Consider the following 17,879-nt stretch of genomic DNA (forward strand, 5'->3'; position numbering starts at 1 on the left):
CGCTTTAGTATAACATTACCCCAAATATAGTAATTAAGAGGAGATAGATTTGAAAAAAGTGAAGTATATTATTAGATTGGATGACATTTCATGGGATATGGACTACCTAAAATTTAATAGAATGGCGGAAATATTAAATAAATATGGAATAAAGCCATTAATTGGAGTTATTCCTAAAAATGAAGATTTTAAATTTAAGCAATTAGATAATAGAATGCAAGAAGAAGAATTTTGGAAGCTGATAAAAAACCTTCATAGTGAATATGGATGGCAAATTGCACTTCATGGATACGAGCATAGATATGTAACCTGTGAATCAGGTGTCTTAGGCATAAACCCTAGATCAGAATTCGCAGGAGTTGAAGAAGAAGAGCAGTATAGCAAAATAAATTATGGAAAAAAAATATTAGTTGATCGGGGGTTAAGAATATCAGCTTTTATGGCCCCTGGACACTCTTTTGATAATAATACTCTAAAGGCGCTGAAAAAAAATGGGATAAATACTGTAACAGATGGCTATGGACTATATCCCTATATGAGTGAAGGTATAGTTTTCGTACCTCAATTATGTGCAAAACCGAGAAAAATGCCCTTTGGAGTCTATACATTTTGCTTTCATACAAATATGATGGATGATAATGATTTTCATATATTAGAAGATTTTATTAAACAAAATGTAGAAAATATAATTACCTTTGATGAAGCTACCGCTTTAATTGATAATAGCACCATCATTAAGTGCTTAAATAGATTTTTTTATTTTTTTATGTATGTATTAAGAACTACTAAATCAAGTATTATAAATATAAGGAGTAGAGGATGGAAAAGATTACCTATAAGGATAAATTTCTTAATTTAGCAGAGTATTGGTTCCAAGTTGAATCAACAGAAAAGCTAAAATGCGATATACTTTCTTATCATGATTTGAAGGAACCTATTATTGATGTAAAAAGTAATATTATAGTAAGAAAGGCACAAACTCTTGTAAATGATCTTACTCTTTCCACAGAAGAATTATTTTCAAAATTTAAAAGTGATACAAGAACTAAAATTAGAAAAGCTAAAAAAAAAGGTGTAGTTACTAAATTTTATTCCTCAACTGATCTTTTAGCGCAACTAGAAATACTTGATGAGTTTATTGAAGCACATCATCAATTTTTGATTTCTAAAAATATGAAAGGTAAGCTAAAAAAAGATAAATTACAAGCTTATTGTAAAGCTAATATGTTAGTGTTAAGCACTGCCACTCATGACGGAGATAATATGGGATATCATTCATTTATAGTTAATGGACAAATTGCTAGAGGGCTATATCTTGCGTCTCTTTATAGAAACAAAGATCAAGCTGCAGACAAAAATCTTATAGGAGATGCAAATAGATTACTGCATTGGGAAGATATGTGTAGGTTCAAGGAACTTGGATACAGTACCTATGATTGGGGTGGATATTCAAAGCTTGAGGAGCTTAAAAATGTTAATAGATTTAAGGAAGAGTTTGGGGGAAAGAAGGAAGATAGGTATCATTATCTCATTCCAAATTCATATTTAGGCAACTTAGGCATATTTGCACTTCGCGGAGTAAATTTCATTAGAAATATGAAATCAAAAAAGCAACTTAACTAATAAATTTAGGAGATAAAAAATGAAAAAAATTATCTTTTTACTTGTTTCACATTTTGACTGCGGAGGGCAGGAAAGATTTATTTCTAGGTTAACCTATATATTAGAAAAAGACTATGATATCAAATTATTGGTCTATGATAATAGAATCATAGGATATCCCTATAATTGCGAGATGATTAATTTAAATTGCCATTCAAAAAATAAAAATATATTTAGTAGAATTTATTGGATAATCAAAAAGATTATTAAGCTAAGGCGATGCAAGAAGGAATATAGTCCATATGCATGCATTAGCTTTGGTATGAGTGTAAATTTATATAATGTTTTATCTAAGGTTAAAGGGTGCAAAAATATATTATCCATAAGAGGCTATGGCACAGTAGCTGAAATGAAAAGTAAAAAAGGATTTATCTTTTCTAAATTATATAAGAAAGCTAATAATATAATTTGTGTTAGCAAGAATATAGCCATGGAAGTAGAAAAGATACTTGGAAGCAAAAGCAAAATATCTATATTATATAATGCTTATGATGTTAATGAAATAGAAAATAATTCACAGGAGGCTTTAATTGAAAAGGAGAAGGCTATGTTTTCTCCTAATACAGTTGTCAGTGTAGGAACTTATAGATATGAAAAAGGGTATTGGCACTTATTAAAAGCTTTTGCGCAAGTGAGAAATAATATAGAGGATGCAAAGCTTATAATAGTAGGTCCTAAGGTTAGTAATTATTTTGAGAAAACTTTAGAACTAGTCAAAAAGCTCCGCCTAGAGGATAGTGTAACTTTGATGGGCTTTAACAGAAATCCCTATAAATATATAAGAAATTCTAAGGTATATGTATTATCTTCCATATCGGAGGGTTTTCCTAATGCCTTGGTTGAAGCTATGGCCTGTGGGGTTCCAGTTATAGCAGCGGACTGCAAAACTGGACCTAGAGAAATATTATCTAAAGATGATTATAATAATAATCTATTAAATTTAATGAGGGCTGATTATGGAATTCTTGTACCATCAATGAATGCTAAAGAAAATTATAATGAGCATATTATAGAAGAATGTGAAAAGAAATTGGCAGAGGCTATAGAATTATTTTTAATTAGCAGAGATCTAGCTGAGGAGTATGGTGAGAAAGCAAAGGTTCGTGCAAAGGAATTTTCTTATGATAGATGCAGAGAGGAAATAATAAGAATCATTGAAAGTGAGTAGCTTAAAATGTGTGGGATATGTGGATATGTATCAAAGAAATATATAGATAATAACATTCTTCAAAAAATGAATGATTCCATGGTTCATAGAGGACCAGATGATGAGGGTATATATGTAACAGAGCGAGAAAATGGTCATCTGGGACTTGCTCAAAGAAGGCTTTCTATAATTGATTTATCTCAGGCTGGCCATCAACCTATGTTTTCAGCAGATAATAGTGTAGCCATAGTATTTAATGGTGAGATATATAATTATAGAGAGATCAAACACAGCCTAAGAGATAAATATAATTTTATCTCTGAATGTGATACTGAGGTTATTATTGCATCATACCTCATTTATGGTAAAGATTTTTTAAAACACTTAAATGGGATGTTTGCTATAGCCTTATATGATTTTCGCAGTGAAGAGCTGATTCTTGCAAGAGATAGAATTGGCAAGAAGCCTCTTTACTATTATAACAGAGATAATGTATTTATTTTTGGCTCAGAGTTAAAGCCTATAATGCTGCACCCTGAATTTGAGAAAAATATAAAGAGGGATATCATCGCAAGATATATGTATCAGGGCTATATAAATGCTCCTGACACCATATTTGAAAACACACACAAATTAGAACCAGGAATGGTTCTTATATATAAAAATGGACATGTAAAAAAGGATATATACTGGGATCTTACTGAAAGATATTTTCTATTATCTAAAGAACTCATCAAGGACTATGGAGAAGCAAAAAATGGATTATCTAAGCTTTTGTTTGAATCTGTTGATCAGCGTATGATTGCAGATGTGCCCTTAGGAACCTTTTTGAGCGGTGGCATAGACTCCAGCTTAGTAACGGCCATAGCTCAAAGAAATTCATCAAAAGCAATAAAAACTTTTTCCATAGGTTTTAAGGAAAAGCACTATGATGAAGCTGTTTATTCTAAAGAAATAGCTAACTATATAGGTACGGAGCATACTGAATTATACATTGGTGAAAGTGAAATGCTGGAACTAGTGGAAAGCATCCCTATATACTTCGATGAGCCCATGGCAGATTCATCACAAATACCTACAATGCTTGTATCTAAACTTGCTAGAGAGAAAGTTACTGTAACCCTCTCTGGAGATGGGGGAGATGAACTATTTTGTGGGTACGATAGATATGATACTGTGCTTAAATTTCAAAAGATTGATAAGCTAGCAGGTTTAGTAAATAAGTTAATGAGTTTCCCTATAGTGAGGAATATAGATATTTTATCAAATTTATCAGTAGGGGTGCAGATGGCAATAACAAATCGCAATGAAGGCAGGAAGACTCAACTTGGCTATGATAAATTCATAAATCAAATATATAGTTTAATTAAAGGTGATAGTAATGAAGTACTATATAATATTGAGGAAAATCTCTCCATAAGCAATTGGCAACAGAGGTTAATGCTTATAGATTTATTAACTTATTTGCCAGGGGATATACTAGCTAAAGTTGATAGGGCTTCTATGAAATATTCCTTAGAAAGCCGCTGTCCTATATTAGATTATAAAATTATTGAATATTCATTCTCTTTGCCACATAAATTTAAATATAGTAATGGAGAAAAAAAGTATATTTTAAAAGATATATTATATGATCTTATTCCCTTCGAATTATTAAATAGACCTAAAAAAGGATTTTCAGTGCCTATTAACAAATGGATTGGAACTGTACTTTTTAAAAAGTTACTACAGTTTTCTGAAAAGAAAAAAATTGAGACACAGGGCATATTCAATCATGACGCTTTACAAGAAATAATTAAAAGCATTGGAGTAAGTAATAGCAATAATAAGTCAATTTTAGCTTACTCAAAAATTCTTTGGCATTATTATGTTTTTCAAGCATGGTATAGCACCTATATAGAAAATCTATGGGAATAAGTCCAATTTAAAATATATTTTAGAAAGAGTAGGATACAATGAAGCTTATAAGTTTTCGTTTGGACGATATAACACCTGAAATGAATTGGGAAAAGTTTATTATAATTAAAGAAATACTAGATGAAAATAATATAAAACCACTCATAGGCATTGTTCCTAATTGCTTAGATAAAAAACTCAATATACAAGCTCCAAAAGAGGATTTTTGGAATATTATGCGTGAACTTCAAAGTCAGGGATGGGTTATTGCTCAACATGGATATGAGCATTTATACAAAACAAAAGAATCTGGAATTTTAAAAGTTAATAAAAGAAGCGAATTTGCAGGTTTATCTTTTGAGGAGCAGCATAGAAAAATTATTTTAGGAAAAAAAGAATTAGAAAAAAATGATATATACACAGAAATATTTATGGCTCCAGCTCATTCCTTTGATAAAAATACGATAGAGGCCCTAAAAATCAGTGGATTTAAATATATTACTGACGGCTATACCAGTAGAATCTATGAGTTTAATGGAATAAAGTTTATTCCATGTATGCATTCAAAACCTCCAATATTTTTTAGTGGCGTTGCCACCATATGCTTGCATACCAATAGCATAAATGAAAAGACAATAAAGGAAATTAAAGAGTTCATAATTAAGCATAAAGACCATATTGTGGATTACTCAGTTTTACTAAACATTAATAAAAGCCATAGCTTATGGAAAATAGAACAATTATTTAATATAAGCAAATTAATCATATTTAAAACAGCTTATTCTATATATAATAAATTAAGATTTAGATAAGGATATTATAATTTGAAAGTTATATATGTTAATGAGAAGGAGGGAAAATGATAGCTTTTACAAAAAAGATTTATGATTTTATTAAAACAAACATTATTAAAAATAAAGTTTATTTATTTATAACTATATTTATATTTTTCCTTACGTTAAGAGATATAATAGGAGTACCATTAAATAAATTTGTGTTTATAGGTATTGCTACATTATTATTTATATTTTGTGATGAAAATGGAATAGTTGAATTTATTGCTTTTATTATCCCTTTAAGCTTAGGTATTTCCTATTCCTTTATATCTTTTATTGCAGCATTCTTTTTAATATTTAAAAGAAAAGGTAAGTTTAGATTTAGTCTAAGTGTACTATTTCCTGTAGGCATTGCATATATAGAGCTTTTAAACATGTTTTATCCTAATTCAAGTATGGCAGACTATTTTAGAATAATAAATATATTTATACTGTTTACATTAATGTTTCTTGATAATCATAAAAGCTATAATTATAAAAATATATTGAAACTGTATCTATTTGGTTTTTTTATTTTATCGATTTTTACTTTATTTTTTATAAGTAAATCTACATCTATTAGCGAGTTTTTTAAATCAGGTATTACCTTAGGAGAGGATATAGTCAACAGCATTGAAGGCAATAAAGTTTTTGCAGGAAATAATTCCATGGGGCTATATGCTGTAATAAGCATTTCAGTTTCAATGCTATTATTTTATGCTAAAGCAGCAAATAAATATATACTGATATTTATGATATGTTTAGGCTTTATTATGGGCTTTATTTCCACATCTAGGGGCTTTATTTTCTCTACAATGCTATGCTTTATTCTATTTGGTGTTTTTTCAATAAAAAACATAAAATCTTTCTTACGAACCTTTCTTATCACATTGTTCCTGTTGAGTATAGCTTTTTTGCTTATAAATTCGGTTTTAAGCAATTTTTACGATACCTTTATAGCTAAAATGACCATGGAGGATTTTTCTAATGGCAGGTATGCTATATTTGAATACTATAACAAAATTTTATTTAGCGATATAAAAATATTTTTAATAGGGGTTGGAATACAAGATTATCAGATAAAATGTGCTACAGATGCATCAATTCACAATGCTATTCAAGAAATTCTCATAGCTTGGGGAATCTTTGGATTAATATGTATAGTAGGTTTTTTTATCTCACTATACAAAAGAGCAGTGATGAATATCCCAAAGGGAAAGAAAAGTTTAATTTATTTAATACCAGCTCTAGTATACCTATTTTATGTCCAGTTTAATCAGTTATTTTCTGTAACATCCTTTGCTATGGTAATAGTCATTGCGTATTGTTCTATTGCATTAAATTCTCAGGAAAATATAGAAATTAAAAAGAAAGGTATTAGCTGAATATGTATTTATGTGCCTTTAGACTAGATGATATAACTCCAGAAATGAATATGGTAAATTTCCAAAGGATAAGAAAAATTTTTGACGAAAACAACATAAAGCCACTTATAGGAGTTGTACCTGATAATCAGGACGAAACTTTAAAGGTATGTCCTAGAAATGAAAAATTTTGGAAATTAATAAGAGACTTATATAATAGTGGATGGATAGTAGCGCAGCATGGTTATACTCACTGCTACTCAACAAAAGAGTCCGGTATGCTTAAAGCTAATAAATTCAGTGAATTCGCAGGGCTTTCCCTTGATGAACAATACTTAAAAATTAAAAAGGGCAAAGAGCTTTTGGAAGAGCAGGGAATTTTTAGTGATATTTTTATGGCGCCAGGCCACACCTTCGATAAAAACACATTAAAGGCATTGAAGAGTAATGGATTTAGATATATAACCGATGGATATTCTAAGTATCCATTTTCCTATAGGGATTTAAAATTCATACCCTGTATGCATGTAATTCCTATAAAAACCAGAGGGGTTATAACTGTATGCATCCATTTAAATAATATAGAAGAAGAGGTTTTAAGCAGCATTGAGGAATATATAATAAAATATCCTCAAAATATAATTGATTTTAAAGATGCTTTAAATATACAAGATAAAAATGTGTATGGCTTATTTTACCAGAAGCTATATATCTTTAAAAGAAAAATAAAAAGGGTTTTAAAAAATATAATTGCAAGGCTTAGTAATTAATTAAGGAAAAATTAGTTATATGAGAAGCGTAAATTCTATTAAAAATATAATTGCAGGCATAACAATGCAAATTTTTGTAATGCTGTTAAACTTTTTATCTAGAGCTATATTTGTAAGATATTTAAATATAGAGTACTTGGGTGTAAATGGACTATTTAGCAATATATTATCCATGCTGAATCTTGCAGAATTAGGGATAGGTTCAGTAATAATTTATAGTCTATACAAGCCATTAGCAACGAAGGACAAAGGAAAAATAATCTCTTTAATTAGATTTTATAGGTTATCTTATAATTTCATAGGAATACTAATATTTGCAGTAGGTATATGTCTTACTCCATTTCTACATGTATTTGTAAAAGAGATACCTAATATACCAAATTTGAAAAATATATATATATTGTTCCTATTAGATACCTGCAGCACTTACTTTTTAGGATACAAAAGTGCAATTTTGGAGGCAGATCAAAAGAACTATATCTTATCTACCGTTACCATAATGCAACAAATAGTTTCTAATGTAGTTATGATTATAATCTTAATAATCACAAGAAATTACATTCTATTTTTAATTAGCAGAGTAGCAATACATGTAGTACAAAATATAGTTATCATGGGTATTGTAAATAAACGATACCCATATATAAAATTCCTTAATAGTGAATTTAAATTAAAAAAAGAAGATAGAAAAAAGTTATTCATGAATTTAAGAAAAGTCATTGTTGGAAAAGTAGGAGATTACTGCGTCTTATCTACAGATAACTTAATAATATCCTATTACTTAGGAGTTTATTACGTGGGTCTTTTATCTAACTATGCATTACTTATAAATGCTATAAATGGTTTGATTGTTCAGTTCTTTAATGGTATGACCGCTAGCTTTGGTAATGTTGTAGCTACTGAAACGGATCATAAGAAATATAGCGTTTTTAAAAAAATAATGTTTTTAAATTTTTGGATAAGCGGATTTTGTATGATATGTCTCTATGTTTTAATTAATCCTTTTATTTTACTATGGCTTGGAGAGAATTATATTCTAGATCATAAAATAGTTTTATTATTAGTACTTAATTTCTTTATTTTAAGTGCAAGAACATCTATAAATATTCCAAGAAATACTGCAGGATTATTTACAAAGGATAGCTTTGCATCATTGATTGAAGCTACAATTAATCTGTTTTTTTCAATCTTCTTAGTTAAAAGGATAGGAGTTGCAGGGGTGCTATTAGGAACAACCATTAGTGCTATTTCTGTTCAGTTTTTTACCGTTCCTTACTTTTCTTATAAATATCTTTTTAAAGAAAGATTAATTAAATATTATTTAGATTATTTTAAGTTCTTAGGTGTTATTTTGTTATCTTTAATAATAACCAATTATTTGTGTAACTCTTTATTCTTAGCAACAGGACTTTGGAGTTTTATTGGGAAAATTCTATTATGTTGTATTATACCCAATGCTATGTTTTTATTGATTTTTAGAAACATAGAGCAATTTAAGGATTTAAAAAATATTTTGGAGGATGCTATGCTGTCTATAGTTCGCAGAAAAGGTTTCTTAAGATATGAAGAAAAATACTTTTGTGACGATATTAGCCCTAAGGATATTGTGGGAAGTTTTGCCTATGGATTTCAATGCGCCACCCCTAAAAGTTTATCAAAACAATTTAAAACCTTGCATATTGATTTGAAACTTAATGAGGAAGAAATATTCAATGAAGTGGATAAAAACACAAAATACAAAATTAATAGAGCTATAAAAAGCGATAACTTAACATACGAAATGTGTGCTAATCCAGACCCAAAATTAATAGATGAATTTAACAATTTCTATGATATTTTTGCAAAGGATAAAGGTATAACTCCTTGTAATAAAAGCAAATTAATAACTTTAAATAACAATAATGCATTGGCTATATCGTTTATAAGGGACAAGAATAATCAGATACTGTGTTATCATGTATATATTACTGATAAAATTAGAGGAAGATTGCTTTATTCAGCATCTCATTTTAGAATCAGTGAGGATAATAACAAAAGTTCTTTAATTGGGAGGGCCAATAGGTTACTACATTGGTTAGATATAAAGTATTTTAAGAATAGTGGATATATGATATATGATTTTGGCGGGCTTTTTATAGATGAAAGTATTGAGGGTAATAAAAATATAAATAGGTTTAAACTAGGATTTGGAGGGAAGCCTGTTATAGAATACCATACCTACTGTTCAAGAGGTATAATAGGAAAGCTGATACTATTATATCTTTATATAAATATTAAAGTATTTAAGAAGTAAAATATAATGTAAGAAAAGTTTAAGGATTAAAGATAGGTTATAGAGAAGAAATTTTATTTGTTAACTTATAAGGAATCATAAAAATAACTAGTTAATGGTACATTTGACTAGTTATTTTTTTGATATTTAATATAATCAGTAAGTAAGACATAAAACATGTAGATAAAATTGAATTAAAATTAACTTATATCTTGCAAAAAATAATAATCTATACTATGAAGTGAAATTATTCATGCAAATGTCTTGATTTTACCAAATGAAAGTACTATAATGAAGAAAATGAAAGAAATAATTCATTAAAAACAAAATTATAAAATTTTTCCAACAAGTAACTTCATTTGGAGGGGTAATCTATGGAACAGTATTCAATCAAAGAAAAGGATTTCAGAATAGAGAGCGACTCAATAGGTACAAGAGAGGTACCTAAGGATGCATATTATGGGGTACAAACCCTTAGGGCAGTGGAAAACTTTAAAATTACTGGTTTAAAGATTCATAAAGAATTTATAAATAGCCTTGCAGAAATAAAGATGGCTTCAGCTATTACCAATGGAGAAGTTGGGCTTTTATCTAAAAATATTGAAAAAGCTATAGTAAGAGCATGTGACGAAATAGTTTCAGGAGCATTACATGAAGAATACATAACAGATCCTATTCAGGGAGGAGCAGGAACCTCAATGAATATGAATGCTAATGAAGTAATTGCCAATAGGGCCATAGAAATTTTAGGAGGAGAAAAGGGGGATTATAGTATTGTTCACCCAAATGATCATGTAAATATGGGACAATCTACTAATGATGTTATTCCCACTGCAGGCAAGATTACTGCTTTAAGACTTCTTCCTAAAGCTTTAAACAAGCTTAAGGAGCTTTATGAAGCTCTAAAAGCTAAATCAGAGGAGTTTGATGACGTTATAAAAATGGGAAGAACCCAAATGCAAGATGCAGTGCCTATAAGATTAGGACAAGAGTTCGGTGCTTACAGCGCTGTGGTAAATAGAGATATTAAGAGAATTGAAAAATCTATGGAAGTATTAAAAGTTGTAAATATGGGAGCCACAGCCATAGGTACAGGTATAAATGCAGATAAGCAGTATGAAGAAAAAATAGTTCCAAATTTAAATACTGTCACAGGTCTTAATCTGAAGCAATCAGAAAATTTAGTAGATGGAACGCAAAATGTAGATGGATTTGTTGAAGTGTCTTCAGCAATTAAAACCTGCGCTGTTAGCCTATCAAAAATAGCAAATGATTTAAGGCTTATGTCCTCAGGACCTAAAACAGGCTTTGGAGAGATAAATCTTCCTCCAAAACAAAATGGCTCTTCTATAATGCCAGGAAAGGTTAATCCAGTTATACCGGAAGTTGTAAATCAGGTTGCTTTTAATATAATAGGTAACGATATGACCATAACTATGGCAGCAGAGGCTGGACAATTAGAATTAAATGCTTTTGAGCCAGTTATATTTTACAAATTATTCGAATCCATAGAAACCTTGACAAATGGAGTAGATACTTTTATTAATAACTGTATTCTAGGAATAACAGCCAATAAAAATAGATGTAAGGATTTAGTAGAAAATAGTGTAGGTATTGTTACAGCACTTTGTCCTTACGTAGGATATAAAGAATCAGCAAGAATTGCAAAGATTGCTATGAAAACTGGAGAACCAGTAAGAGAAATAATCTTAAAGCTGGGAATACTAGATGAAGAACAGCTAAATGAGGTACTTGATACTAAAGCTATGACAGAGCCAGGAATAAGTGCTAAACAGCTTATTATATAATAATTTGTGGGAGGATTTGAAATGAGTAACTTAAAAGAAAGAGCATTAAAATTTCATAAGGACTACCAAGGCAAAATAGAATTAAAGTGCAAGGTGCCTGTTAGAAACAAAGAAGATTTAACTATGGCCTATACTCCAGGAGTAGCAGAGCCTTGTTTAGAAATTGAGAAAAACCCTGAAAGCATTTATGATTACACCTCTAAGGGAAATTTAGTGGCTGTTGTAACTAATGGTACTGCAGTATTAGGGCTTGGCGATATAGGAGCAGGAGCAGGTCTTCCTGTTATGGAAGGTAAAGCAGTTCTATTTAAAGCTTTTGCTGGAGTAGATGCTTTCCCAATATGTTTAGATACAAAGGATATTAATAAGATTATAGAAACAGTAAAGCTTATGGAGCCTGGTTTTGGAGGAGTAAACTTAGAAGATATTAAAGCACCAGAATGTTTTGAAATAGAAGCAAAGCTTAAAGAAATTACGAATATACCTATATTCCATGATGATCAACATGGTACTGCTGTAGTTTCAGCAGCTTGCCTTGTAAATGCTTTAAAGCTTGTGGATAAGAAATTTGAAGATATAACTGTAGTAGTAAACGGAGCAGGAGCAGCGGGTATAGCTATTACTAAGCTAATAATGAAAATGGGCGCTAAAGACGTAATTTTATGTGACACCAAAGGCACCATATATAGAGGCAGAACTGAAGGAATGAATAAGTATAAAAATGAAATAGCAGAGATAACTAATAAAAGCTTAGTTAAAGGAGATTTAGCAGAAGCTTTAAAAGGTGCTGATGTATTCTTAGGAGTATCTGTAGCTAATTGCGTAACTAAAGATATGATTAAATCCATGAATAGAGATGCTATAATCATGGCTATGGCTAATCCAAATCCTGAAATATTACCTTCAGAAGCTTTAGCGGCAGGAGCTAAAGTAGTATGTACTGGAAGATCTGATTTCCCAAATCAGGTAAATAATGTGCTTGCTTTCCCAGGTATATTTAGAGGAGCTCTTGATGTACGCGCTAGCGATATAAATGATGAAATGAAGATTGCAGCAGCTTATGCCATAGCAGAGTTAGTAGATGAAAAGAAATTAAATCCAGAATATGTTATTCCAGACGCTTTTGATTTAAGAATAGCTCCAAAGGTAGCAGCTGGAGTAGCAAAAGCAGCTATAGACACAGGAGTTGCAAGAAGAAAAGACGTTACTCCTGAAATGGTAGAGGAGCACACAAAGAAATTATTGAACCTTTAAGAGGTAAAAGTTAAAGAGATATAAATAAACAGAAGTTGATTTTTCAACTTCTGTTCAGACTGCTGACAAACATATTTTGTCAGCAGTTTTTTCTTTGAGCAAAAAGGATTTTTAATATTCACAGCGAATTATATTTATAGTAATAAATAATAGTAGGGGTAGATACAATGATAAATGAAAGAAATAATTCGCAAAGTGAAATTGAAGTAGTTATACTAGAAAACTTAGTTCCTAAAGATCATCTTTTGAGACAAATAGATAAATATATAGACTTTTCGTTCATAAGAAATATTGCAAATAAGCTTTATTGCTTAGATAACGGAAGACCAGCAATCGATCCAGTAGTTTTATTTAAAATGCTATTCATTGGATACTTATATGGAATTCGCTCAGAGCGCCAGCTTGTAAGAGAAATAGAAGTTAATGTAGCTTATAGATGGTTCTTAGGTTATTCTTTAACTGAACCTATACCAAATGCTTCAACTATTAGTCAAAATCGTAGAAGGCGTTTTCGCGATAGCGATATAGATCAGCAAATATTTGATGAAATTGTGCGCCAAGCTATAAAATATGGATTAGTAAGTGGAAAAATACTTTATGCTGACTCTACCCATATAAAAGCTAACGCCAATAAGAACAAATTTGAATTAGTGCAAGTTACAGTAGAACCAAAAGAATACCTAGAGGAATTAGATAAAGATATAAATGAAGATAGAGAGGCTCATGGTAAAACTCCGCTAAAAAAAAGACCAAATACCAGAAAATTAATCAATAGAAATCAGCATCACAGATCCTGAACGTGGGTATATGGTCAAAGATAATACTCCAACAGGGTGTGTCTATCCTGACCATAGATCTTTTGATAGCAGATAAAATATAATTACAGATGTACATGTAACTCCTGGAAATGTTAATGATGTAGAGCCTATAATTTCTCGCGTAGATGTTCAGAAGAAAAAGTTTGGCTTTGATATAAACTTTATTGGGTTAGATGCAGGGTACTTTACCAATTTAGTTTTAAAGAAACTAATAGCTAGAAATATTAAGCCAGCAGTAGCATATAGATTAGGACCACATACAAAAGGGATATATACTAAAACCTTCTTTCGCTATGATAAAGATGAAGATATATATTATTGCCCTAACAATATGTGTTTAAAATATAAAACCACTACTCGACAGGGATACAGAGAATATATATCCAACGCTAGGAACTGTAGCTACTGTTCTTTAAGTGAAAAATGCTTGTCTCCTAAATCTCAAATAAGAGTTATTAGAAGGCATGTTTGGGAGGAAGCTAAAGATATAACTGTTGAGTTTATGAGAACAAATCAAGGAAAACAAATTTACAAGAGAAGAAAAGAGACCATTGAGCGTAGTTTTGCGGATTCAAAAAATATCCATGGACTACGCTACGCTCGTTTTCGCGGTCTACGTAAAGTTCTAGAGCAGTGTTTATTAACAGCTGCTGTTCAGAATATGAAAAAGATAGCTAGGGCGTTAGCCCTAACTAAATTGAGTATTAGTTTCCATATGTATAACTTAATTGCTAGCTTAATATATATAATTTACGCTACAAACCCCAGTCTATTAAAAATAAGCTGGGGTTTGTAAGCAACCTGAACAGAAGTTGATTTTTCAACTTCTGTTTTACTTATATCTTTTAGTTCTAAATACTATATCCCAAAAGGTGCAAGCTATTCCATAGTTAGAATCATAAATATAGTGATGCACTCTATGGTGTTCCTTTAGCCTTTGAAAAAATTTAAATCTTTCTAAAAAATTATTAGTTTTTCTATGAAAATAAAGATGTACGTATTCTACCCATAAAGTATAAATAATACTAGTCAATATGAATAAAACCCCTAGGAACTTGTCTTGAAAGAATATTATTAAGGCTATGGGCAAAGCAGGTAAAATATTGCTTAAAATATACTTTTTACTAGAGATAATATCTTCAGCATGGGCTTCATTAAGCTCATAGGATTTAATTCCATGAAATATTTTATGATGATTCTTTATATGTCTTTGCTTAGCCGAATGATGAAGAGCGAATCTGTGGAGACAGTACTCAATTAAAGAAGAATATAATAAAGCTGATAATAATATTAACATTGTTAGCATAATATAATAGCTCCTTTTATAATAGTGTTATTTTATATAAGAAATAAATTGTGAGAATTAAATTCAAATAATAATAATTATCACATACACTATTATAACCTAAAATTTATATTATTGCGAACTAATTTTTTAAAGGTGCTTATTTTTTTAACTCCTCTATTAGTTTTTTTGTAATATCATCCAGGTCAATATTTTCATCCACTTCTAAACGAATGTACTGACTTTTACCTGAAGCAGCTCCCGTAAGATATAAAATTTCACCAGTAGTTTCATCGATTTTTTTTAGTACCTGAGCCTTATCTCCTTTTTTAACTAAAGCATTACCACCATTTTTTAGACTTATTTTATAATCTGCTTTAAAGGTTATTATCTGTCCTATCTTAGCTTTCATGTAATATTTCTCCTTTGCATTTTTTTATGACTAATAATCATGTAATATTTATGATAAAATTATAACTGAATTGAAATTATATAAACAAGGGTAGAGGTTTAAATTGTAAAGGATGGTGAAGAGCATTACAAGAAAATTTTTCTTGTAGTCAGTATTATGAGCTTTAAAAAAGAAGATTTTTTAAATAAATATCGCATTATAGAGGAAGAAATTTCATGCAACAAAATAGATTGGAGTATTATGGAGGATATTTATGATGATTTTATAAGTTATAAGGATACTTATGAAACTCAAGCAGAATTCATAGCAAGTACACTTAGAAATCATAAAAAGATTCATTCTGTAAAGTCAAGGGTAAAAGACGCAGACCGTTTAATAGAAAAAATTATCCGAAAAACCCAAAATAGAAAAGAAAAGCACGGGCAAGATTTCCAATTCTCTGTAGAGAATTATAAAGAAGAAATAACAGACTTGATAGGTATTAGAGCTATACACATTTTTAAAGAGGATTGGGAGGATATACATAATTTTATTTTGAGCACTTGGAAAGTAAATGAAATAACTGCGAATGTAAGAGACGGCGATGATACGAGGAGATTTGAAGAATTAGATATACAAATTCAGTCTAGAAAATCTGGCTATCGCTCTGTACATTATCTAATTGAATTCTTTCCTACTAGCCAAAAGGTTATAGCAGAAATTCAGGTAAGAACTATATTTGAAGAAGGATACGGTGAAATAGATCACCAGCTTAGGTATTCCCATAAAAAGATACCAGAGGTGCTAGCTCTAAATTTATTACTATTTAATCGTATAGCAGGGTCCTCAGATGAAATGGCCTCTTTAATAAATTTACTAAATAGAAATTGGACTGAGATGGAGCAAAAATATGAAAAGATAATAGAATTTAAAGATAAGCAGATAGAAGAGTTGAGACATAGGATTAGTGATAAAACTACCATAGAGGAAAAGGACAAAAAGGAAATATTATCAGGCCTAGACAATATAGTGCTTAAAGCAGATTTAGAAAACCTGACAGAGGATTTATATAAGACATCCCCAATAAAATAACGATTCATCATATTAAGACTCTCTAATTTAAAATCCTCCAAAACATCAGAATTGTTTTGGAGGATTTGTATTATAGGAGGCTGTGAAAAAGGGTACTCTATAGGTTTCGCTACACCGCGCCTGGAACCCCACGAGCGGCCTGCGAAAAAGAGCACCTATGTTTTTCACATCCTCCTATAGATTATGAATTTTAGATAAGGTAGTAATCACTGAAAAAATTAATACAGAAGCTAAATCAGAAGTAGTATTATCCAAATCAAACCTTGGTGAAACTTCAGCAATATCAAAGCTAATTACTTTATTTGACTTTAATATGTATTTAAGAAATATTAGTACTTTCTCTGGATCTAGACCTAAAGGTTGTGTGGCACTGACTCCAGGAGCAAAAGCTGTAGAAAATACATCGGAGCAAATAGTTATGTAGATATGGTCTTGATGCTTTATAAAATCATCTAATTTTTCTAACATGGTCCAATTGTCACTATGTATTATATCTTTTGCCAATATGTATTTAGCCCCAAGACTATCAGCAGTTTTAAATAGCTCTATGGTGTTACTATGCTTTTGAATTCCTATACAAAAATAGGAGTATTTCAAGTTCTCATCTCTGCATATATCTGCAATTTGCCTAAACATTGTACCGGAGCTGCCACCTTCAGGGTAAGGTCTAAGATCAAAATGAGCATCAAAATTTATTATACCTATATTAGGGTTAGAAGTATTTTTAGTTAAATGAGTTAATATGCCATTATAATGGCCAAAAGCAACTTCATGTCCTCCACCTAAAACTATAGGAAAAAGATTAAGGCTTAGAAGCTTATCCACAGCTTCTGATAATAAGGCTTGGCTTTCTTCTAAAGAGATATTTTTACAGTATATATTTCCTGCATCAAAGAGTTTAACTTCATTTGAGAAACTGCAAGGTAAGTTTGCTAACTCTTTTCTTATACTATCAGGACCTTGAGCAGCACCTATCCTGCCTTTGTTACGTCTAACACCCTCATCACAACAAAAGCCTATAAAAGCAAAAGCCAATTTACCATTATAGGACAAATTATCTTCTCTTAGGTCTAAGTGGTTGACCCATTGATGCCATCTAAAGGCATCAAAGTTACTTTCACTATCAATTCTTCCTTGCCAATTTGTTTTATCTCCAGGTGTGTAATTTTTTTCAAACATTTCATAAACCCCACTTTTGAATAATTATAATACTCTAATATTATAGATTTATTGTAGATATTTATCAAGGAATAGGTGCAATATATTTGTAATTTTAAACTATTTCAATATTCTTGATAATCAATA

At 30.3% G+C, this 17,879-nt stretch carries 14 protein-coding genes and 1 pseudogene; 12 read left to right on the forward strand and 3 right to left on the reverse strand.

What is annotated here, in order from left to right:
- The first annotated feature begins 58 nt into the window (after positions 1-58).
- From BN2665_RS23600 to BN2665_RS26770, 11 genes and pseudogenes are all read left to right on the forward strand, one after another.
- Positions 59-859, forward strand: a complete 801-nt coding sequence (locus BN2665_RS23600) for a DUF2334 domain-containing protein (protein WP_242866026.1) — start codon at positions 59-61, stop codon at positions 857-859.
- The gene (locus BN2665_RS23605) at positions 820-1,623 is read left to right on the forward strand and encodes a GNAT family N-acetyltransferase (RefSeq protein ID WP_055669542.1); all 804 of its coding nucleotides are present in this window, start codon (positions 820-822) and stop codon (positions 1,621-1,623) included. The genes BN2665_RS23600 and BN2665_RS23605 overlap by 40 nt, the downstream gene beginning before the upstream one ends.
- A 19-nt stretch (positions 1,624-1,642) precedes the next feature.
- Complete coding sequence (locus BN2665_RS23610) at positions 1,643-2,830, forward strand: glycosyltransferase (RefSeq protein WP_055669543.1); 1,188 nt, start codon at positions 1,643-1,645, stop codon at positions 2,828-2,830.
- Positions 2,831-2,836: 6 nt separating this feature from the next.
- Positions 2,837-4,726, forward strand: a complete 1,890-nt coding sequence (asnB, locus tag BN2665_RS23615) for an asparagine synthase (glutamine-hydrolyzing) (RefSeq protein WP_055669544.1) — start codon at positions 2,837-2,839, stop codon at positions 4,724-4,726.
- 38 nt (positions 4,727-4,764) lie between these two features.
- Positions 4,765-5,517: a DUF2334 domain-containing protein gene (locus BN2665_RS23620; RefSeq protein WP_055669545.1), complete on the forward strand. Its 753-nt coding sequence runs from the start codon at positions 4,765-4,767 to the stop codon at positions 5,515-5,517.
- Positions 5,518-5,564: 47 nt separating this feature from the next.
- On the forward strand, positions 5,565-6,905 hold the full coding sequence (locus BN2665_RS23625; RefSeq protein WP_055669546.1) for an O-antigen ligase family protein: 1,341 nt from the start codon (positions 5,565-5,567) through the stop codon (positions 6,903-6,905).
- Positions 6,906-6,907: 2 nt separating this feature from the next.
- Positions 6,908-7,654, forward strand: coding sequence for a DUF2334 domain-containing protein (locus tag BN2665_RS23630; RefSeq protein WP_055669547.1), 747 nt, complete (start codon positions 6,908-6,910; stop codon positions 7,652-7,654).
- Between the two features lie 19 nt (positions 7,655-7,673).
- The gene (locus tag BN2665_RS23635) at positions 7,674-9,947 is read left to right on the forward strand and encodes an MATE family efflux transporter (protein ID WP_055669548.1); all 2,274 of its coding nucleotides are present in this window, start codon (positions 7,674-7,676) and stop codon (positions 9,945-9,947) included.
- 353 nt (positions 9,948-10,300) lie between these two features.
- Positions 10,301-11,734: an aspartate ammonia-lyase gene (locus tag BN2665_RS23640; RefSeq protein ID WP_055669549.1), complete on the forward strand. Its 1,434-nt coding sequence runs from the start codon at positions 10,301-10,303 to the stop codon at positions 11,732-11,734.
- Between the two features lie 21 nt (positions 11,735-11,755).
- Positions 11,756-12,988 carry an NAD(P)-dependent malic enzyme gene (locus BN2665_RS23645; protein ID WP_055669550.1) on the forward strand — a complete coding sequence of 411 codons (1,233 nt, stop codon included), beginning with the start codon at positions 11,756-11,758 and terminating at the stop codon, positions 12,986-12,988.
- Between the two features lie 167 nt (positions 12,989-13,155).
- Positions 13,156-14,602, forward strand: a pseudogene (locus BN2665_RS26770) (IS1182 family transposase).
- Positions 14,603-14,638: 36 nt separating this feature from the next.
- Here BN2665_RS26770 and BN2665_RS23655 read toward each other — a convergent pair.
- Both BN2665_RS23655 and BN2665_RS23660 read right to left on the reverse strand, forming a co-directional pair.
- Complete coding sequence (locus BN2665_RS23655) at positions 14,639-15,112, reverse strand: sterol desaturase family protein (protein WP_055669551.1); 474 nt, start codon at positions 15,110-15,112, stop codon at positions 14,639-14,641.
- A gap of 139 nt (positions 15,113-15,251) precedes the next feature.
- Positions 15,252-15,503, reverse strand: coding sequence for a hypothetical protein (locus tag BN2665_RS23660; protein ID WP_055669552.1), 252 nt, complete (start codon positions 15,501-15,503; stop codon positions 15,252-15,254).
- Between the two features lie 156 nt (positions 15,504-15,659).
- Here BN2665_RS23660 and BN2665_RS23665 point away from each other — a divergent pair, with 156 nt between their 5' ends.
- Complete coding sequence (locus BN2665_RS23665) at positions 15,660-16,574, forward strand: RelA/SpoT domain-containing protein (protein WP_055669553.1); 915 nt, start codon at positions 15,660-15,662, stop codon at positions 16,572-16,574.
- A 174-nt stretch (positions 16,575-16,748) separates the two neighbouring features.
- Here the strand turns inward: BN2665_RS23665 and hutG are convergent, their stop codons facing one another.
- Positions 16,749-17,753: a formimidoylglutamase gene (gene hutG / locus BN2665_RS23670; protein WP_055669554.1), complete on the reverse strand. Its 1,005-nt coding sequence runs from the start codon at positions 17,751-17,753 to the stop codon at positions 16,749-16,751.
- Between the last annotated feature and the right edge of the window lie 126 nt (positions 17,754-17,879).

The sequence above is a fragment of the Desnuesiella massiliensis genome (genome assembly GCF_001403615.1).
Taxonomy (GTDB): domain Bacteria; phylum Bacillota; class Clostridia; order Clostridiales; family Clostridiaceae; genus Desnuesiella; species Desnuesiella massiliensis.